15 protein-coding genes, 1 tRNA gene and 2 pseudogenes are annotated in these 19,015 nt (G+C 60.7%); 1 reads left to right on the forward strand and 17 read right to left on the reverse strand.

What is annotated here, in order from left to right; all coding sequences use genetic code 11:
- Positions 1 to 4: 4 nt before the first annotated feature.
- From nuoF to H1204_RS11440, 13 genes and pseudogenes are all read right to left on the reverse strand, one after another.
- Positions 5 to 1,333: an NADH-quinone oxidoreductase subunit NuoF gene (gene nuoF, locus H1204_RS11380; RefSeq protein ID WP_180728389.1), complete on the reverse strand. Its 1,329-nt coding sequence runs from the start codon at positions 1,331 to 1,333 to the stop codon at positions 5 to 7.
- The gene (gene nuoE, locus H1204_RS11385) at positions 1,330 to 1,815 is read right to left on the reverse strand and encodes an NADH-quinone oxidoreductase subunit NuoE (RefSeq protein WP_091789918.1); all 486 of its coding nucleotides are present in this window, start codon (positions 1,813 to 1,815) and stop codon (positions 1,330 to 1,332) included. The genes nuoF and nuoE overlap by 4 nt, the downstream gene beginning before the upstream one ends.
- A 158-nt stretch (positions 1,816 to 1,973) precedes the next feature.
- The gene (locus H1204_RS11390; RefSeq protein ID WP_180728390.1) at positions 1,974 to 3,227 is read right to left on the reverse strand and encodes an NADH-quinone oxidoreductase subunit D; all 1,254 of its coding nucleotides are present in this window, start codon (positions 3,225 to 3,227) and stop codon (positions 1,974 to 1,976) included.
- A 9-nt stretch (positions 3,228 to 3,236) separates the two neighbouring features.
- Positions 3,237 to 3,839, reverse strand: coding sequence for an NADH-quinone oxidoreductase subunit C (locus H1204_RS11395; RefSeq protein WP_180728391.1), 603 nt, complete (start codon positions 3,837 to 3,839; stop codon positions 3,237 to 3,239).
- 21 nt (positions 3,840 to 3,860) lie between these two features.
- Positions 3,861 to 4,340: an NADH-quinone oxidoreductase subunit B gene (locus H1204_RS11400; protein WP_006052903.1), complete on the reverse strand. Its 480-nt coding sequence runs from the start codon at positions 4,338 to 4,340 to the stop codon at positions 3,861 to 3,863.
- Positions 4,341 to 4,402: 62 nt separating this feature from the next.
- Positions 4,403 to 4,762 (reverse strand): NADH-quinone oxidoreductase subunit A, encoded by a 360-nt coding sequence (locus H1204_RS11405; RefSeq protein WP_007588164.1) that lies wholly within the window; start codon positions 4,760 to 4,762, stop codon positions 4,403 to 4,405.
- Positions 4,763 to 4,933: 171 nt separating this feature from the next.
- Positions 4,934 to 5,018: transfer RNA gene (locus H1204_RS11410), tRNA-Leu, on the reverse strand.
- Between the two features lie 112 nt (positions 5,019 to 5,130).
- A complete protein-coding gene (gene secG / locus H1204_RS11415) occupies positions 5,131 to 5,520 on the reverse strand; it encodes a preprotein translocase subunit SecG (RefSeq protein ID WP_180728392.1) in 390 nt (129 codons plus the stop codon).
- 87 nt (positions 5,521 to 5,607) lie between these two features.
- Positions 5,608 to 6,387, reverse strand: coding sequence for a triose-phosphate isomerase (gene tpiA / locus H1204_RS11420; protein WP_180728393.1), 780 nt, complete (start codon positions 6,385 to 6,387; stop codon positions 5,608 to 5,610).
- A gap of 155 nt (positions 6,388 to 6,542) precedes the next feature.
- Entirely contained in the window at positions 6,543 to 7,559 is a 1,017-nt protein-coding gene (locus H1204_RS11425) for an NAD(P)H-quinone oxidoreductase (RefSeq protein WP_180728394.1), read from the reverse strand.
- Between the two features lie 126 nt (positions 7,560 to 7,685).
- Positions 7,686 to 9,823, reverse strand: a pseudogene (gene pnp, locus H1204_RS11430) (polyribonucleotide nucleotidyltransferase).
- Between the two features lie 316 nt (positions 9,824 to 10,139).
- Positions 10,140 to 10,412, reverse strand: coding sequence for a 30S ribosomal protein S15 (gene rpsO / locus H1204_RS11435; protein WP_007588169.1), 273 nt, complete (start codon positions 10,410 to 10,412; stop codon positions 10,140 to 10,142).
- 170 nt (positions 10,413 to 10,582) lie between these two features.
- Positions 10,583 to 11,865 (reverse strand): annotated as a pseudogene (locus tag H1204_RS11440) (branched-chain amino acid ABC transporter substrate-binding protein).
- A 177-nt stretch (positions 11,866 to 12,042) separates the two neighbouring features.
- Here H1204_RS11440 and H1204_RS11445 point away from each other — a divergent pair.
- Complete coding sequence (locus H1204_RS11445; protein ID WP_180728395.1) at positions 12,043 to 12,567, forward strand: hypothetical protein; 525 nt, start codon at positions 12,043 to 12,045, stop codon at positions 12,565 to 12,567.
- 130 nt (positions 12,568 to 12,697) lie between these two features.
- Here H1204_RS11445 and H1204_RS11450 read toward each other — a convergent pair whose 3' ends face one another.
- The 4 genes from H1204_RS11450 to ltrA form a co-directional block, all read right to left on the reverse strand.
- A complete protein-coding gene (locus H1204_RS11450; protein WP_180728396.1) occupies positions 12,698 to 14,248 on the reverse strand; it encodes a 2-isopropylmalate synthase in 1,551 nt (516 codons plus the stop codon).
- A gap of 1,047 nt (positions 14,249 to 15,295) precedes the next feature.
- Positions 15,296 to 16,168, reverse strand: coding sequence for a CDP-diacylglycerol--serine O-phosphatidyltransferase (gene pssA, locus H1204_RS11455; protein WP_036003794.1), 873 nt, complete (start codon positions 16,166 to 16,168; stop codon positions 15,296 to 15,298).
- Between the two features lie 20 nt (positions 16,169 to 16,188).
- A complete protein-coding gene (locus tag H1204_RS11460) occupies positions 16,189 to 16,827 on the reverse strand; it encodes a phosphatidylserine decarboxylase (RefSeq protein WP_007588177.1) in 639 nt (212 codons plus the stop codon).
- 116 nt (positions 16,828 to 16,943) lie between these two features.
- Positions 16,944 to 18,644: a group II intron reverse transcriptase/maturase gene (gene ltrA, locus H1204_RS11465; protein WP_180728397.1), complete on the reverse strand. Its 1,701-nt coding sequence runs from the start codon at positions 18,642 to 18,644 to the stop codon at positions 16,944 to 16,946.
- Between the last annotated feature and the right edge of the window lie 371 nt (positions 18,645 to 19,015).

Raw genomic sequence — 19,015 nt, forward strand, 5'->3', positions numbered from 1 at the left:
CCGCTTAAGCGGCGACCGTTTCCGAGGCCGCTGCCGCGCCGGCATGACCGCCGACCACGCAACGCTTGTTGGCGACGTGATACTCGAACTCGTCCCAGTAGTGCTTGAGCATGCCCCGCACCGGCATCGCGGCCGCATCACCGAGCGCGCAAATCGTGCGGCCCATGATGTTCTCGGCCACCGAGTTCAGCAGATCCAGATCTTCCTTGCGGCCCAGACCGTGCTCGATACGATGCACGACGCGATACAGCCAGCCCGTGCCTTCGCGGCACGGCGTGCACTGACCGCACGACTCTTCGTAATAGAAGTACGACAGGCGCAGCAGCGAGCGCACCATGCAGCGCGTCTCGTCCATCACGATGACGGCACCCGAACCGAGCATCGAACCCTGTTTCGCGATCGAGTCGTAGTCCATGTCGGTTTGCATCATCAGGTCGCCCGGAATCACGGGTGCCGACGAACCGCCAGGAATCACGGCCTTGATCTTCTTGCCGCCGCGCATGCCGCCCGCGAGGTCCAGCAGCGTCGCGAACGGCGTGCCGAGCGGAACTTCGTAGTTGCCCGGACGCTCGACGTCGCCCGACACCGAGAAAATCTTCGTGCCGCCGTTGTTCGGCTTGCCCATCTCGAGGTAGTTCTGCGGGCCGACGGCCAGCAGGAACGGCACGGCTGCGAAGGTTTCCGTGTTGTTGATCGTGGTCGGCTTGCCGTACACGCCGAAGCTCGCCGGGAAAGGCGGCTTGAAGCGCGGTTGACCCTTCTTGCCTTCCAGCGATTCGAGCAGCGCAGTTTCTTCGCCGCAGATGTACGCGCCATAACCGTGGTGCGCGTGCAGTTGGAACGAGAAGCCCGAGCCCATGATGTTGTCGCCGAGGAAGCCCGCTGCGCGCGCTTCTTCCAGCGCCTCTTCGAAGCGTCGATAGGTTTCGAAGATTTCGCCGTGAATATAGTTGTAGCCGACCGAGATGTTCATCGCGTACGCCCCGATGATCATGCCTTCGATCAGCGAGTGCGGATTCCAGCGCAGGATGTCACGGTCTTTGAACGTGCCCGGCTCGCCTTCGTCCGAATTGCAGACGAGATACTTCTGCCCCGGGAACTGGCGCGGCATGAAGCTCCACTTCAGGCCGGTCGGGAAGCCCGCACCGCCGCGGCCACGCAGACCCGAAGCCTTGACGTCGGCGATCACCTGCTCGGGCGGAATCTTTTCTTCAAGAATACGGCGCAGCTGCTTGTAGCCGCCGCGCTCGACGTAGTCCTGAAGATGCCAGTTATCGCCGTTCAGACCGGCGAGAATCAGCGGCTTGATGTGACGATCGTGTAAAGACGTCATTTCGAAAGTTCCTCGAGGAGCTGGTCGATCTTCTCGCGGCTCATGAAGCTGCACATACGATGGTTGTTCACGAGCAGCACGGGCGCATCACCGCACGAACCCATGCACTCGCCCTCTTTGAGGGTGAACTTGCCGTCCGCGGTGGTTTCGCCGAAGTCGATACCGAGCTTCTGCTTCAGATAGTCGGCGGCGCTGTCCGAACCGCCATCGGGACCGAGCTGGCACGGCAGGTTCGTGCAGAGCGTGATCTTGTATTTGCCGACGGGCGACGTCTCATACATCGTGTAGAAGGTCGCAACCTCCTGCACGGCGACGGCCGGCATGCCGAGATAGTCCGCGACGAACTGCATGAGTTCGGGCGACAGCCAGCCAAGTTCTTCCTGACCGACCGCCAACGCCGACATCACGGCGGACTGTTTCTGATCGGCGGGATACTTTGCGATCGCGCGATCGATTTCTTTCAGGCCTTCAGCTGAGATCATTTTCAGACACGACTCTTTCAATTCCTACCGAACGAAAACCTGTCGCGCACTGCGTGTTGCGACAGACCCGGCGTTCCTTTGCTTGACGCGCGCTCCGCTTCTCATGCTTTATCGGCTACGTGAGCGCGTGCCTTGATGAAAACCGCTTAAGACACCGTTTAGCGATCCACTTCACCGAACACGATGTCCTGTGTGCCGATGATCGTCACGGCGTCGGCGATCATGTGGCCGCGCGCCATTTCGTCGAGCGCGGACAAGTGGGCATAACCCGGCGCGCGAATCTTGAGGCGGTATGGCTTGTTCGCGCCGTCCGACACGAGATAAATGCCGAACTCGCCCTTCGGATGCTCGACGGCGGCATACGCTTCGCCTTCCGGCACGTGGAAGCCTTCCGTGAAGAGCTTGAAGTGGTGAATCAGCTCTTCCATGTTCGACTTCATGCCCACGCGCGACGGCGGCGCGATCTTGTGATTGTCGGTCATCACAGGACCTGGATTCTTGCGCAGCCATTCAATGCACTGTTTCGCGATCCGCGTGGATTGACGCATTTCTTCGACGCGCACCAGATAGCGGTCGTAGCAGTCGCCGTTCACGCCGACGGGAATGTCGAAATCCATCTGGTCGTACACTTCGTACGGCTGCTTCTTGCGCAGATCCCACTCGATGCCCGAGCCGCGCAGCATCGCGCCCGTCATACCCAGCTGCAGCGCACGCTCCGGACTCACGACGCCGATGCCGACCAGACGCTGTTTCCAGATGCGGTTGTCGGTGAGCAGCGTTTCGTACTCGTCGACGCACTTCGGGAAGCGGTTGAAGAAGTCTTCGATGAAGTCGAGCAGCGAACCTTGGCGCGTCTCGTTCATCTTGGACAATGCCTTCGCATTGCGGATCTTCGATGCCTTGTATTGGGGCATTGCATCCGGCAGATCGCGATACACGCCACCCGGACGATAGTACGCCGCGTGCATCCGTGCGCCGGACACCGCTTCATACACGTCCATCAGGTCTTCGCGCTCACGGAAGGCGTAGAGGAACACGGCCATCGCGCCGACGTCGAGCGCGTGGGCACCGATCCACATCAGGTGGTTCAGCACGCGCGTGACTTCGTCGAACAGCACGCGGATGTATTTCGCACGGATGGGCACATCGATGCCGAGCAGCTTTTCGATGGCCAACACGTAGCCGTGCTCGTTGACCATCATCGACACGTAGTCGAGACGGTCCATGTACGGCACGGACTGAATGAAAGTCTTGCTTTCCGCGAGCTTTTCAGTCGCGCGGTGCAGGAGGCCGATGTGCGGATCGGCGCGCTGGATCACTTCGCCATCGAGTTCGAGCACGAGGCGCAGCACGCCGTGCGCTGCCGGGTGCTGCGGGCCGAAGTTGAGCGTGTAGTTCTTGATCTCTGCCATGGCGTTCTCTTAGTGTTTCAGGCCGCCATAGCGATCCTCGCGGATCACGCGCGGCGTGATTTCCCGAGGCTCGATCGTCACCGGCTGATAGACGACGCGCTTCTCTTCCGGGTCGTAACGCATCTCGACGTAACCGGAGACAGGGAAATCCTTGCGGAACGGGTGACCGATGAAACCGTAATCGGTCAGGATGCGGCGCAGGTCCGGGTGACCTTCGAAGACGATGCCGTACAGGTCGAACGCTTCGCGCTCGTACCAGTTGGCCGAACTCCAGATGTCGACGACCGACGCGACGAGCGGCACTTCGTCGTCCGGCGCGAACACGCGCACGCGAAGGCGCCAGTTCTTCGAAACGGACAGCAGATGCAGGACGGCGGCAAAACGCGGACCTTCGTAAGCGCCTTCGCTGTAGGTTTGATAGTCGATACCGCAGAGGTCGATCAGCTGCTCGAAACACAGCGTCGCGTCGTCGCGCAGACGCTTCGCCACTTCGAGGTAATCGTCCGCCTTAACGACGATGGTCAGCTCACCGATCGATTCGGTGATGCTCGTCAGGCGGCCGCCAAAGGCCGCCTCGAGGTTCGCTTTGAGGGTCTCGAGTTTGCTTGCCATATTGTGGGGAGGCTCGGGCTTTTATTGACGGGCGATGGTGTTGGTCCGGCGGATCTTCGCCTGCAACTGGATCACGCCGTACACCAGCGCTTCAGCTGTGGGCGGACAGCCCGGCACATACACATCGACAGGCACGATACGGTCACAGCCACGCACCACCGAATACGAGTAGTGATAGTAGCCGCCGCCGTTCGCACACGAACCCATCGAGATCACCCAACGCGGCTCGGCCATCTGATCGTAGACCTTGCGTAGCGCGGGCGCCATCTTGTTGCACAGCGTGCCGGCGACGATCATCACGTCCGACTGACGCGGACTGGGACGAAACACCACGCCGAAACGGTCAAGGTCATAACGGGCAGCGCCCGCGTGCATCATCTCGACCGCGCAACACGCGAGACCGAACGTCATCGGCCACAGCGAACCGGTACGCGTCCAGTTGATCAGCTTGTCAGCCGTGGTGGTGACAAACCCTTCCTTCAAGACCCCTTCGATACTCATTTGTTTTCCACTCCAGACAGGCGGCGAGCCATCGCCACCTACACACACCGGCGATTAACCCGTCATTCCCAGTCGAGACCGCCTTTCTTCCAGATATAGGCGAAGCCCAACAGGAATTCGAGCAGAAAAATCATCATCGAGATGAAGCCCGGCCAGCCGATATCGCGCAGGGCCACGCCCCACGGGAACAGGAATGCCGTTTCAAGGTCGAAAATGATGAAGAGAATGGCGACCAGGTAGTAGCGCACATCGAACTTCATGCGCGCATCTTCGAATGCCTCGAAGCCGCACTCGTACGGTGCGTTCTTTTCGGTGTCCGGTCGATTCGGACCGAGGATCTTGCCAATACTGACCAGTGCTACGCCTAAACCGGTGCCCACGAGGAGAAACAACAAGACGGGGAAATAGGCTGCGAGGTTCAAAGTATCCTCAATCGGTTGGTTCTGAGTGACGTCAGGAGACGTTGGCTACGCGGAACAACCCCTGACGCGAAACACTTCGGGATGCTTGATGTTGAAAGCCCACAGCAAACACCATCTCAGAAGTGAAAATGCCAGCCGAAGCTGAAGCAAGCGGCTGGCATTAGATAACATTGGTGCCGACGGCGAGACTCGAACTCGCACAGCTTTCGCCACTACCCCCTCAAGATAGCGTGTCTACCAATTTCACCACGTCGGCACTGTCTGCAATCCGGGAAAACAACTTGTAAAACCCGCGAATCGCTTCAAGACTTGAATTGTAACCCGGCCAAACAGTTTGTTCAACGCACAAACGTGTTTTTCCCGAAAATTTATTTCGGCACGTCTTGGCCTGGCGCAGAAGCTGCAGACGCAGCAATTGCAGCCGATGCATTAGCCGGTGCCGAAGCAGCAGGAGCACCCGATGCAGCAACAGGTGCCGTTGCCGGCATGCTGCCCAGGACGCCAGCCGAAGGCTTCGAGTGATACGCGCCGAGGTACGTCAATGTCAACGTGGTGACGAAGAACACAGCTGCCAGTATCGCAGTGGTACGTGACAGAAAATTAGCAGAGCCTGTCGCGCCGAAGAGACTGCCCGATGCGCCGCTACCAAAAGCCGCGCCCATGTCGGCACCCTTGCCGTGTTGCAGGAGCACAAGGCCGATGACGCCAAGCGCCGACAGCAACTGCACGACAATGATCAACGTTTTCAAATACAGCATCACACTCACCTGAGTCTTTATTGAACCGCACAGCACGACATGCTGCACGCAATGGGTCATCCTCGCCCGGGCACTCTGCCTTGATGCTCAGCGCGCGGCCGTTGCCGCGACAGCTGCCGTGCAGATTGCCAGGAAATCCTTGTCCTTCAGCGACGCACCACCAATCAGGCCGCCATCGATATCCGGCTGGCTGAAGAGGTCTTCCGCGTTCTCCGGCTTCACGCTGCCGCCATACAGCAACGGGACGTCGGCGGCATCGCCGCCCTTTGCGACGAGACGCGCGCGCAGGAACGCGTGAACGTCCTGTGCCTGTTGCGCCGTCGCGCTCTTGCCAGTGCCAATTGCCCACACTGGCTCATATGCGACCACGAGGCGAGCCGCCTCTTCCACCGACAGCTTCACGAGCACCGCATCCAGTTGCTCACCGACGATCTGCTCGGTCTTGCCACCTTCGCGCTCTTCCAGCGTTTCACCGACACAGACGATCGGCGTCAAACCTGCTTCGAGCGCACGCTGCGTCTTCACAGCGACGATCTCGGGGCTTTCGCGATGATACGCACGACGCTCCGAATGCCCGACGATCGCATACGACGCGCCAAACTCGGCAGCCATTTCAGCCGCGACCTCGCCGGTAAACGCGCCTTGCGTGTGCGCAGAGATATCCTGCACACCCCACGCGACGCGGCCGCTTTCGAGCAGCGTTTGCGCCTGCGCCAGATACGGGCACGGTACGCACACGCCGACTCGCACATCGTCCGGAAGATCGTCGGCGCCGCGCGATACCGCCTGCAGCAACACACGGTTATCAGCCAGCCGGCCGTGCATCTTCCAGTTACCGACTACCAGTTTTGCTCGTTGATTCGCCATCGTCTCGCTCGTTTTATCGTGGTACGGGTGAAGAACGCGTCCGCTTCGTCGGCGCTCGGTACCCGCTCCGCATGCAAAAACCATGCAGAACGCGCAAAACACGCGATTTTACTGTGTGCTGACAGACTGGGTCAAACTCAATTAAACGACCGCTGTCAAGCACCCGCGCCCCAATTCAACACGATCTTGCCGACGTGCGTGCTGCTCTCCATCAGCTCGTGCGCCTGCGCGGCCTCTGCAGCGGGGAACACCTTGAAGATCACCGGCTTGATCGTGCCGTCTTCGAGATGCGGCCATACGCGCTCTTTCAGTTGCGCCGCGATCTTCGCTTTGAACTCGATGGGCCGCGGACGCAGCGTCGACCCCGTGACCGTGAGCCGGCGACGCAGAATGTCGTTCAGATTCACCTCCGCCTTCGCGCCGCCCAGCAGCGCGATGATGGCGAGACGGCCGCCGTCGGCGAGCGCCTTCAGTTCGCGCGGCACGTAGCTGCCCGCCACCATGTCGAGGATCACGTCGACGCCACGGTCGTTCGTCAGCGACTTGATCACCTCGACGAAATCTTCCGTCTTGTAGTTGATCGCCCGTTCGGCACCGATTTCCTCACATGCGCGGCACTTCTCGTCGGTGCCCGCCGTCGCGAACACGCGAAAGCCGAGCGCATGTGCAATCTGGATTGCCGTCACGCCGATGCCGCTCGAGCCGCCCTGTACAAGAAACGTTTCGTTCTCGCCGCCCTCGCCCCTGCCGAGCATCGCACGGTCAAAAACATTGCTCCAGACCGTGAAGAATGTCTCGGGCAACGCAGCCGCTTCGATATCGGAGAAGCCCTTCGGCACAGGCAAGCATTGCAGCAGCGGCACGGTGGCGTATTCCGCATACCCGCCGCCCGCCATCAGCGCGCACACGCGGTCGCCGATCTTCAGACCGAACGGATTGCGCTTCTCGTCGATGTTTCCGCCGACGATTTCGCCTGCCACTTCCAGCCCCGGCAGATCCGAAGCGCCCGGCGGCGGCGCATAGCCGCCCTTGCGCTGGAACACGTCCGGGCGGTTTACGCCCGACGCGGACACCTTGATCAGCACTTCACCCGCTTTCGGTTCGGGCATCGGCCGCTCGGCGAGCTTCAAGACTTCCGGCGCACCGAATTCGGTGATTTCGATTGCGTTCATCGTCGTCTCTCCCAGGTCTGGATTGCGCTGCAAACCGGTCGTACAAACCCGTTCGCACTGCAATCCACCCTACATGAAAAACGGCCGGCGCGCAGTTGCGCTACCGGCCGCTTCACCTTCACCGCGTTACTGCTGCGGCGTCGGTTCCGTTTGTGCTGCTTCGTTCAGGAGCGCCTTCGCCGACAGACGCACACGACCCTTCTCGTCCGTCTGGATGACCTTGACCTTCACTTGCTGGCCTTCCTTCAGGTAGTCGTTGATGTCCTTGATACGCTCGTTGGCGATTTCGGAGATGTGCAGCAGACCATCCTTGCCCGGCAGCAGGTTGACGATCGCGCCGAAGTCCAGCAGCTTGAGAATCGTGCCTTCGTAGACCTGGCCGACTTCGACTTCCGCCGTGATGTTCTCGATGCGCTTCTTCGCTTCGGCCATGCCTTCGCTGCTCGTGCTCGCGATCGTGACAACGCCGTCATCCGAAATGTCGATCGTCGTGCCCGTTTCTTCCGTCAGCGCGCGGATCACCGAACCGCCCTTGCCGATCACGTCGCGGATCTTTTCCGGATTGATCTTGATGGTGATCATGCGCGGCGCGTACGCCGACATCTCCGTGTTCACGCCCGCCACCGCCGAGGTCATCTTGCCGAGGATGTGCATGCGGCCTTCCTTCGCTTGCGCGAGCGCGACCTGCATGATTTCCTTCGTGATGCCCTGGATCTTGATGTCCATCTGCAGTGCCGTCACGCCAGCTTCCGTGCCCGCCACCTTGAAGTCCATGTCGCCGAGGTGATCTTCGTCGCCGAGGATGTCGGTCAGCACGGCAAACTTGTTGCCTTCGAGGATCAGGCCCATCGCAATGCCCGCGACGTGCGCCTTCATCGGCACGCCGGCGTCCATCAGCGCGAGACAGCCGCCGCACACCGATGCCATCGACGACGAACCGTTCGATTCCGTGATTTCCGACACGACGCGGATCGAGTAACCGAACTCTTCCGCGCTCGGCAGACACGCGATCAGCGCGCGCTTTGCAAGACGGCCGTGACCGATTTCGCGGCGCTTCGGCGAACCGACGCGGCCCGTTTCGCCCGTGGCGAACGGGGCATGTTGTAGTGGAGCATAAAGCGGTCGCGGTACTCGCCTTCGAGCGCGTCGATGATCTGCTCATCGCCCTTCGTGCCGAGCGTCGCGACGACCAGCGCCTGCGTTTCGCCGCGCGTGAACAGCGCCGAACCGTGCGTACGCGGCAGGACGCCCGTGCGGATTTCGATCGGACGAACCGTGCGCGTGTCGCGGCCGTCGATACGCGGCTCGCCGTTCAGGATCTGCGAACGAACGATCTTCGCTTCGATGTCGAACAGCACGTTGCCGACGGATGCCTTGTCGGCTGCCACCGTGCCCGCTGCCGCTGCCTCTTCTTCGAGCTTGGCTTGCGTCGCTGCGTAGACTTGCTTCAGCTTCGTCGAACGAGCCTGCTTGTCGCGCGTCTGATACGCCGACAGCAGTTCCGCGCCAGCGATTTCGTTGACGCGCGAGATCAGCGCTTCGTTCTTCGGCGCAGCTTGCCAGTCCCACTCGGGCTTGCCGCCTTCACGGACCAGTTCGTGGATCGCGTCGATCGCCGTTTGCATCTGCTCGTGACCAAACACGACCGCGCCCAGCATCACGTCTTCCGGCAGTTGATCCGCTTCGGATTCGACCATCAGCACCGCGCGCTCCGTACCGGCGACGACGAGGTCCAGACTCGATTCCTTGACTTGCGAGCGGGTCGGGTTCAGCACGTACTCGTTGTTGATGTACGCAACGCGCGCAGCACCGACGGGACCGTTGAACGGCAGACCCGACACGGCGAGCGCCGCCGATGCGCCGATCAGCGCGGGGATGTCGGCGGGCACTTCCGGGTTGATCGACATCACGTGGATGACGACCTGCACTTCGTTGTAGAAGCCTTCCGGGAAGAGCGGACGCAGCGGACGGTCGATCAGACGCGAAATCAGCGTTTCGCCTTCTGACGGACGGCCTTCGCGACGGAAAAAGCCGCCGGGGATCTTGCCTGCGGAATAGGTTTTTTCGATGTAATCGACAGTCAGCGGGAAGAAGTCCTGGCCCGGCTTTGCCGTCTTCGCGCCGACGACAGTCGCCAGCACGACGGTGTCTTCGACGTCGACCAGCACGGCGCCGCTCGCCTGGCGGGCGATTTCACCCGTTTCCATGCGGACCGTATGCTGGCCCCACTTGAACTCTTTGACGACCTTGTTAAACAGAGACATTTGTCCTCCTTGATCTTTTGGTCATGCCGCGCAAAACCGCGCGCGGCACCGTCAGGACCGAACCTTTCGGGTAGAGGAGTGTTATGCCATTCCAGAGAATCACGTGGATGCAACTGTTTGCACGCGAACCGCTGGAATGACACAGCGCCCTACCCTGAAGCCCGGCTTTATTTCGTTTTACCCACGGCGCAACCGGCACGCCTGGTGGGTGGTATCAACGGCAAACCTCACACGAAGCGCACCGTTGAAAAACAAAATGCCTGTATCAGCGGAACTGACACAGGCATCTTGCTGACAGAAAGTCCGATGCGCCGGATTACTTACGCAGACCCAGCTTCTCGATCAGAGCGCGGTAACGGTCAGCGTCCTTGCCCTTCAGGTAGTCGAGCAGCTTGCGACGACGGCTCACCATGCGCAGCAGACCGCGGCGGCTGTGGTGGTCCTTCGTGTGGGCCTTGAAGTGGACCGTCAGTTCGTTGATGCGCGTGGTCAGCAGAGCGACCTGAACTTCGGGCGAGCCGGTGTCGTTAGCAGCGCGTGCGAATTGCGCGACGACGTCGGATTTCTTGGTGATTTCAGCTACGGACATGTTGATTTCCTTTGAATCGACAGGCGGTCACGGAAGAAAGGCCGTGCCGTGGTTACAACAAAACGAGTCGCGTATTGTAGCACAGCCCGTTCATCCGGCGAACCCCGCCGTTTCGGGCCGTGCTTCTGGCCAGGCCCGCCTCCCGCCACGGCTGGACGTTCACAGGCCGCTCAGGGCCGCTTCATCCGGCATGTCGTGGGCGGCACCGTGCGCTCGGGCGGCAGCGCCAGTACCGTTCTGAAGCCGTAACCCGAGCCTTCGTTGTCGAAATGAACGCCCGGCGTGCCTGCCTTGTCCATTTCCATCACGTAAAGGGCTGGATCAACTGGTGGTCGTCGGCGCGCATCCACGATGCATGAAAACCATTGTCGTACTTCATCCCTTCCAGCGCCTTCGCGACCTTTTCCGGCTGCGCGCTGCCCGCACGGGCCATCGCCGTCGCGAGCATCTCGATCATCAGCGGCATGCGCAGCACGGGATAATCGTCCTGCGCGGCCGGGAAACGTTGCCGGAACGACGCGTACCACGCGTCCGATGCCGCGCCGCCCGCGTTCGGATGCCAGTCGGCCACGGCGATCACGCGCTTCACGCCCGCGTCGCCGAGCGCGGCCGGCGCGCCCAGGCTGTTGCCGTAGAACGTGTAGAACTTCGTGTCGAGGCCCTGCTCGCGCGCCGCCTTCACCAGCAGCGTCAGATCGTTGCCCCAGTTGCCCGTGACCACCGCGTCCGCGCCGCTCGCGCGAATCTTCGCGATGTACGGCGCAAAATCCTTCACGCGCCCGATCGGATGAAACTCGTCGCCGACCACCGCGACATCCGGCCGCTTCGACGCGAGCGCGGCGCGCGCCAGCGTGCTCACGTCATGCCCGAAGCTGTAGTCCTGATTCAGCAGATAGACCTTCTTCACCGACTTGTCGCGCTGGATGACATCGGCGAGCGCATCCATCCGCATGCCGGCATGCGCGTCGAAGCGGAAATGCCAGAAGCTGCAGTTGGCGTTGGTGAGCGCGGGATCGTCGGCGGAATAGTTGAGGAATAGCTCGCGGTTGTCCGGCTCGCGCGTGTTCTGCTTGTCGATCGCCGTGAGCAAGGCGGCCGCCACGGCCGAACTGTTGCCTTGCGCGATGAAACCGATGTGTTTGTCGGCGGCGGCGCGCAGTTGCACGAGCGCCTCTTCCGCGCTGCCCTTGCTGTCCAGCACGACGAGCTCCAGCGGATGCGCGCCGTCCGCCAATTTCACGCCGCCGCGCGCGTTGACCGTTTCAACGCCGAACCGCAGGTTCCGCTCGACAGCCGCGCCCGCGTTCGCGAACGGGCCGGACATGCCTTCGATCATCGCGATACGGATCGGCGCGCCAGCCGGTGCGCCTTGCGCATGCACATTGGCGGCAGGAATCGTCGCCGCGGCCAGCGTCATCGCCGTCGCTATCGCCTTTGCCCACTTTGCTTTCATCAGCGTCTCACCTGTCGATCGAAGCGCGGATCATAGGACGGCGCGCGGGCCGCAAGCAAGCGAATCGCGCGCGAAGGCCCGTCCCGGCGGGCGAATGCCCGAAAATCTTTTGACGCGGCGCGTGTCAAAATATCAGCCTAGAACAACAACCACTCATCGAACACCACCGGAGGTGTCATGTTCAACCGCCTTTCATTCGTGCGCCCGGCGCGCGGCGTGCTAGCGGCTCTCGCGTGCGCCGTAACGCTCGCCGGCTGCGCGCAGCCGTGGCAGAACTATCAGGCGGGCGCGGATCAGTCGACGATCGTCGCCCGTCTCGGTCCGCCGCGCGAAGTGTACGACCTGCCCAACGGCGGCAGGCGCCTGATGTGGCCGACGCAGCCGATGGGCGAAACCACCACGGCCGCCGACGTCGACGCGTCGGGCAAGATCATGAACGTGCGCCAGGTGCTGCAGCCGAACGAGTTTTATCGCGCGGAAATCGGCAAATGGACGCGCGACGACGTCCTCGTCAACTTCGGGCGCCCGGTCGAAACGAACTATTTCCCGCTGATGAAGCGCGAAGTGTGGACGTATCGATATCTGGAAGACAACGTCTGGTACATGATGTACAGCTTCTATTTCGACGATCAGGGCATCCTGCGTCTGACGCAAAAGACGCCCGATCCGCTGCACGATCCGGATCGCCGCAGCCTGTTCTGAGTTGCTTCGGCGTCAAACGGAAAAGCCGCCTTGCGAGGCGGCTTTTTCATCATTTTTCGTCGCGCATACACAAAGAAAAACCCCGCCGCAGCGGGGTTTGCTCATTGCGACTGAATGCAGCAAACGCGCATCAGATTTCCGAGCGCTGCGGATTCACCTTGTCATGACCGGCATACAGACGGTTCAGCGCCGAGATATACGCTTTGGCCGACGCGGCGACGATGTCCGGGTCCGTGCCGACGCCGTTCACGATACGCCCCGCCTTCGACAGGCGCACGGTCACTTCACCTTGCGCCTGCGTGCCCGTCGTAATGGCGTTGACCGAGTACAGCAGCAGTTCCGAACCGCTGCCTACTTCCGTTTCGATCGCGTTCAGCGTCGCGTCGACGGGACCGTTGCCGTTCGCTTCGCCGACCACTTCCTTGCCCGCGACCGAGAACACGATGCGCGCATGCGGACGCTCGCCCGTTTCCGAGTGCTGCGACAGCGACACGAACTTGTAATGCTCCCGCTCCTGCGCTTCGGCCGATTCTTCCGTGACGATCGCGATGATGTCTTCGTCGAAGATTTCGGACTTGCGGTCCGCGAGTTCCTTGAAGCGCTGGAACGCGAGGTTCAGTTCGGTTTCACTGTCGAGCGAGATGCCCAGTTCCTGAAGACGCTGCTTGAACGCGTTGCGGCCCGAAAGCTTGCCGAGCACGATCTTGTTCGCGGTCCAACCCACGTCTTCCGCGCGCATGATTTCGTAGGTGTCGCGCGCTTTCAGCACGCCGTCCTGGTGGATGCCCGACGCGTGCGCAAACGCGTTCGCGCCGACTACCGCCTTGTTCGGCTGCACGACGAAACCCGTGATCTGCGACACGAGCTTCGAGGCCGGCACGATCTGCGTCGTATCGATGCCGAGATCGAGGCCGAAATAGTCCTTGCGCGTGCGCACCGCCATCACGATTTCTTCGAGCGACGTGTTGCCCGCGCGCTCGCCGAGACCGTTCACCGTGCACTCCACCTGACGCGCGCCGCCGATCTGCACACCTGCCAGCGAGTTCGCGACGGCCATGCCGAGGTCGTTATGGCAATGCACCGAGAACACGGCCTTGTCCGAGTTCGGGATGCGCTCGCGCAGCGTCTTCACGAGGTTGCCGTACAGTTCCGGCACACCGTAGCCGACGGTATCGGCGATATTGATGGTCGTCGCACCTTCCGCGATCACGGCTTCGAGCACGCGGCACAGGAAGTCCATATCCGAGCGGCTGCCGTCTTCCGGCGAGAACTCGACGTCGTTCGTGAACTTGCGCGCGAAACGCACGGCCAGCTTCGCCTGCTCGAACACCTGGTCAGGCGTCATGCGCAGCTTCTTTTCCATGTGCAGCGGCGACGTCGCGATGAACGTGTGGATGCGGAAGTGATCGGCGGGCTTCAGGGCTTCGGCGGCGCGCTGGATGTCCTTGTCGTTCGCGCGGGCGAGCGAGCAGATCGTGCTGTCCTTGATCATGCCGGCGATCGTGTGGATCGCGTCGAAGTCGCCGTTCGAACTGGCGGCGAAGCCGGCTTCGATCACGTCGACTTTCATCCGTTCGAGCTGCTTCGCGATACGGATCTTTTCTTCCTTCGTCATCGACGCACCGGGCGATTGTTCGCCGTCACGCAACGTCGTATCGAAAATGATGAGCTTGTCTGCCATCTCGGGTCTCCAGGGGATTCGGTCAATTTGAATTGGAAAACGGAATTCGAGTGTTTGCGCCATCACCGCAGGCGACGCTAAACAACGAACGAGGCAGACGGAGGGCGAAAACGATCAGCGCGGCAGGCGCGCTAGAGCTAGCGAGCGTAGTAGCGCGCTGGCTTGAAGATGCAGGAAGGAGGACTTGGAAAGTGCCATGCCAGAGACTATAGCGGCAATGGTCGAAACGTGCAATTGGGGGCCTTGCGGGCCGAGCTTTTTTTGGCTTTTGTTCTGTCTGCGACGCTTTTGGCCGTGTGCCGGGGTTCGCGATGGCATCCGCGGGTTGGTTTTGTGCTTTCGCTGGCATCCGCGATGCGTTAGCTCCCTTCAAGCCGTCGCCCCTGTGCGGGGCGGCACCTACTTTTCTTTGCCGCCGCAAAGAAAAGTAGGCAAAAGAAAGCGGCTCACACCGCCAACTCTTGTTCTTATCCACGGGACCCATCGTCCCCACAGTTCGCACGGCAACGTTCTTGTCAGCGTGCGTTGCTAACGCTTTGAATGTGCTCATCACCAGCTTCAAACACCCGTACTCGTGCAAACGACAACAAATGGTATGTGCCGCCCAGGTGGCAAACTGTGTGCAGGTTGTCGCGGCGTACAGGGTAGCGCTCTTACAGGGTGGGACGCCTGCGCTATCGGTCCGAAGTGATACGCGTGGAGCACAAGCGGCCGACACACAGTTTGCCACCTGGGCGGCGGTGGACTGCCTGGCGCGTCATCGAGTAATGCGGGAGCTTGAAGCGGGTGAGGCGCTCATTCAGAGCGCTGGCAACGAACGTGGGTCACGTGATTGCCGTGTGAAGCGTAAGACCCTTTGGGGGCCCTCAGGCAAACACAAGGCCTGGCGGTGTGAGCCGCTTTCTTTTGCCTACTTTTCTTTGCGGCGGCAAAGAAAAGTAGGTGCCGCCCCGCACAGGGGCGACGCTTGAAGCTAGATAACGCATCGCGGATGCCAACGCAAAACCAAAAACATCAAACCAGCGTCGCAGACAAACCCAAAAACCGTTACCCAGGCCGCTGCGAGGAACGAGCCGGATTCCCCATTCCCCTAACCACGCGATAAGCCCAAAACACATACCCCGACAGCCCATAAAGCACAAACAGCCCAAACAACATCAAAGGCGGGTCCGACGAAACCAGCACAAACGCGACCACAACAAGCAGAATCGCCGCAAACGGCACACGATGCCGCACATCCAGCGCCTTACCGCTATAAAACGGCGCATTCGATACCATGGTCACGCCCGCGTAGATGGTCAAAGCAAAAGCAACCCACGGCAGCCAGACCAGCTTCAAAGGCACGCGATTATCGGTAGCAAGCCAGACAAAACCAGCGATCAACGCAGCCGCAGCCGGGCTCGGCATGCCCTGAAAAAACCGCTTGTCAACGACACCAATATTCGTATTGAACCGGGCCAGCCGCAACGCCGCGCCAGAACAATAAACAAACGCCGCGAGCCAGCCCCAGCGCCCGAGATCCTTCAGAATCCACTCATACATCACAAGCGCCGGCGCAACGCCGAACGACACCATATCCGACAGACTGTCGAACTGCTCGCCAAAAGCGCTTTGCGTATGCGTCATACGCGCGACACGCCCATCCATGCCATCGAGCACCATCGCGACAAAAATCGCAATCGCGGCAACTTCGAAGCGCACGTTCATCGCCTGCACGACGGCGAAGAACCCGCAGAAAAGCGCCGCCGTCGTGAACGCGTTAGGCAACAGGTAAATCCCGCGCTTGCGCAGAAACTGCTGTCGCGCGGCCCGTCGGCTGTCGATCACGGATTCCGTGACCACCGACGGCTTGTTGCGCCTGAACGGTCGCGGCTGCGGCGCACCGCTGCTACGAGGACGACGCGGTTTGAATGCGGCCATCGAACCCTCCCTGTGCCGCTTTATAGTTCAGCCAGAACCGTGGACGAAGCCGAGACCTTCTCGCCGATCGACACACGCGGTCGGCTGCCCACGGGCAGATACACGTCGACGCGCGAACCGAAACGGATGAAGCCGTAGCGCTGGCCGCGCGTGAGCGGCTCGCCTGCCCTGACGTAGCAGAGAATGCGCCGCGCGATCAGGCCCGCGATCTGCACCGACGTCACCGTCGCGCCGCTCGCCGTTTCGATCACGACCGCGTTGCGCTCGTTTTCCGTCGAAGCTTTATCGACAGCGGCGTTCAGATACGCGCCCGGAAAATATTCGACCTTCGAGATCGCGCCGTCGACAGGCGAACGCTGCGAGTGCACGTTGAATACGTTCATGAACACGCTGATCTTCAGCGCTTCACGGTTCGCGTACGGATCGTGCGCGGTTTCGACAGCGACGATGCGGCCGTCGGCAGGGCACAGCACCGCGTTGGCCTGCGTCGGAATGGGACGCGCCGGATCGCGGAAAAACTGCACGACGAAGATGAGCAACAGCCAGAAAATCCAGGCAATGCCGAACCCTGCGATGAAGTGGATCAACAACGCAACGACGGCCGCGATGGCAATGAACGGCCAGCCTTCGCGCGCGATGATCGGATGAGGGTAATTCATAAATGGGTTCAGTCTTTTTGGAGGGTAGCCCCCTTCCTCGCGGAAGAGGAGCCCCCTAAGAACCGTACGTGCGAGTTTCCCCGCATACGGCTCAAATCTACAAACAAAGCCCGGTCTTAGAACCGGGCCGGCTTAGTTACTACAATTTTACCTGCGTGCACCTGCCGGTGACAGTCCGGGTGAAGCAAGACCCTGTTTGAGAGAGCGTCTGACCCACCATGCATCCGATATTCCAGATGATGGTCATGCCAACCGGTCTCCCGTGTCAGGGCACAGCCACAGTGCGCACATAACCCGCCCTGCGACATGTACAACGAGACCCATTGCCGTCGGTGCCGCATCGAGTGCTCCATGCGTGCCTCCCGCAACTGCTCGCCGTACTGCTCCCACTCTGGGTCAAAGGGATTAAATTCCCCTTTGACCTTCCTGTGTCGCCTGATATCAGTACCGCTGAGCTGGTACAACTCAAGCAAACCTTTGCTGCCATCTTCACGAACTATCGGAACGGCGAACACCCAATGCCGGCTACCTTCCGAGTGAAAGTATTTCCTTCTCACCCAGTCGGCGCTCTTGTTCAGATGCCGCCTCTTCGACCACCGCCAAAGTCTCCGGAAAATCAGAGACTCCATGCGGCTGTACGCCTCTTTGGCGACCACGGGGCTGTGATACTGCGCCCATCCCCGTAGCATCGGGTTCAGCAGTCGAATCAGATTCTCGTGCTTAACCGTCTTGTTGCCGTTGATCGTTTCCGCCACCTTGCGGTAGAACGCTTGCGCATTCTTCTTGCTCGGCTTGATGAGCAGGGTTCCCGAGTACTTCCGGAAGTTCCACCCAAGGAAATCGAAGCCTGCGTCGATGTGTGTAATCCGCGTTTTCTCCTCAGAGAGTTGCAGCCCGCGTACAGCCAGGAATGCTTCCACCCAAGGTCGAACCTCTTGTTCCAGTATCTCTTTCGAGTCGCCGGTGATCACGAAGTCGTCCGCGTACCGCACCACATTAACCTTCAACTTCTTAGCCTTCGCGACCCCGAGCTTCGCACCGAGGTGCGCGACCAGTTGCCGCTCCAACCCATTCAACGTCACATTCGCCAGCGTCGGGGAGATGATCCCTCCCTGCGGTGTACCGGCCTCAGTCGCCTGTAGCTGCCCTTTGTAAATCAGGCCAGCCTTCAACCACTTCCGGAGGATTTCCGTGTCCATGGGGACATGGCTCTCCAACCAATCATGGTTGATGTGGTCAAAACAGCCCTTAATATCCGCTTCCAGCACCCAACGAGCTGAGCCCTTTTGGGACATGGCAACGAAAATCTGCGACATGGCGTCAGCCGTCGAACGGTTCAACCTGAACCCATAGGAGTTCGGGTCGCTCGTCGATTCCGACACCGGCTCCAGAGCCAACAGATACAAGGCTTGCATCGCCCTGTCCCGCATGGTCGGAATGCCCAGAGGGCGATCCTTCCCGTTGGCCTTGGGGATAAAGACTCTCCGTAGAGGCAGGGGCTTATATCCGCGCCGTTTCAACCTGCCGATGGCGTTCCACCGGCCTTCAGGCGAATCCCATAGCTCGCGATCGACTCCCGCCGTTCGCGCACCCTGGTTCTGCGTAACACGTCGTACCGCGTACAGCTTCGCGGACAACGTGCGGGTCAACATCCGTTGCAGGGCCTTCACCCTGCGCCAGTCGTTGTCCCGCGTCGCCTTCGCAATTCGAATCTGCATCCCTCTCACGTTCCGTTCAACCCGACGCCAATCTACGGCGTGCCAGTTGTCTGGTGCGTGGGAAAGCGCAGATCCATCCTTTCGGACAGATACTTTCATGCTGCTCTCCTACTCGAAGAAGTGAGGCCCGAGCGGAGAACAGATCGCCCCTTGCGGGAGCGATCTGCTCCCGCGCGGGGGTTAAAGACTTACGCTAATGGCGAGGACGCCATCAGCAATCACTTTTCCAGCTAAAGGGCTAGTCAGCCATCTTGCGACGGTAGACCAGACGGAAGTCTGCCCGCTTTCGCGTGGGGTAATGTCGCAACCCCTATCCGATCCATTACAGACCGGCTTTCGCTTTTTCCGTCATCCCATACCTGCACAATTAACAGCGTCCCTCACGGTTCGCCTGCCAGCCAAACTACGGCCGGCAACCATACAGGCTTACCACGTTCCCGGCATGTCACACGACTGACTTAGGTTCTGCC

This window comes from Paraburkholderia sp. PGU19 (genome assembly GCF_013426915.1).
GTDB lineage: Bacteria > Pseudomonadota > Gammaproteobacteria > Burkholderiales > Burkholderiaceae > Paraburkholderia.

What these genes read in the sequence shown, in the direction of transcription:
- nuoF (WP_180728389.1), bottom strand. Translation starts at nt 1,333, where the DNA reads ATGACGTCTTTACACGATCGTCACATCAAGCCGCTGATTCTCGCCGGT.
- nuoE (WP_091789918.1), bottom strand. Translation starts at nt 1,815, where the DNA reads ATGATCTCAGCTGAAGGCCTGAAAGAAATCGATCGCGCGATCGCAAAG.
- H1204_RS11390 (WP_180728390.1), bottom strand. Translation starts at nt 3,227, where the DNA reads ATGGCAGAGATCAAGAACTACACGCTCAACTTCGGCCCGCAGCACCCG.
- H1204_RS11395 (WP_180728391.1), bottom strand. Translation starts at nt 3,839, where the DNA reads ATGGCAAGCAAACTCGAGACCCTCAAAGCGAACCTCGAGGCGGCCTTT.
- H1204_RS11400 (WP_006052903.1), bottom strand. Translation starts at nt 4,340, where the DNA reads ATGAGTATCGAAGGGGTCTTGAAGGAAGGGTTTGTCACCACCACGGCT.
- secG (WP_180728392.1), bottom strand. Translation starts at nt 5,520, where the DNA reads ATGCTGTATTTGAAAACGTTGATCATTGTCGTGCAGTTGCTGTCGGCG.
- tpiA (WP_180728393.1), bottom strand. Translation starts at nt 6,387, where the DNA reads ATGGCGAATCAACGAGCAAAACTGGTAGTCGGTAACTGGAAGATGCAC.
- H1204_RS11425 (WP_180728394.1), bottom strand. Translation starts at nt 7,559, where the DNA reads ATGAACGCAATCGAAATCACCGAATTCGGTGCGCCGGAAGTCTTGAAG.
- rpsO (WP_007588169.1), bottom strand. Translation starts at nt 10,412, where the DNA reads ATGTCCGTAGCTGAAATCACCAAGAAATCCGACGTCGTCGCGCAATTC.
- H1204_RS11445 (WP_180728395.1), top strand. Translation starts at nt 12,043, where the DNA reads ATGTTCAACCGCCTTTCATTCGTGCGCCCGGCGCGCGGCGTGCTAGCG.
- H1204_RS11450 (WP_180728396.1), bottom strand. Translation starts at nt 14,248, where the DNA reads ATGGCAGACAAGCTCATCATTTTCGATACGACGTTGCGTGACGGCGAA.
- pssA (WP_036003794.1), bottom strand. Translation starts at nt 16,168, where the DNA reads ATGGCCGCATTCAAACCGCGTCGTCCTCGTAGCAGCGGTGCGCCGCAG.
- H1204_RS11460 (WP_007588177.1), bottom strand. Translation starts at nt 16,827, where the DNA reads ATGAATTACCCTCATCCGATCATCGCGCGCGAAGGCTGGCCGTTCATT.
- ltrA (WP_180728397.1), bottom strand. Translation starts at nt 18,644, where the DNA reads ATGAAAGTATCTGTCCGAAAGGATGGATCTGCGCTTTCCCACGCACCA.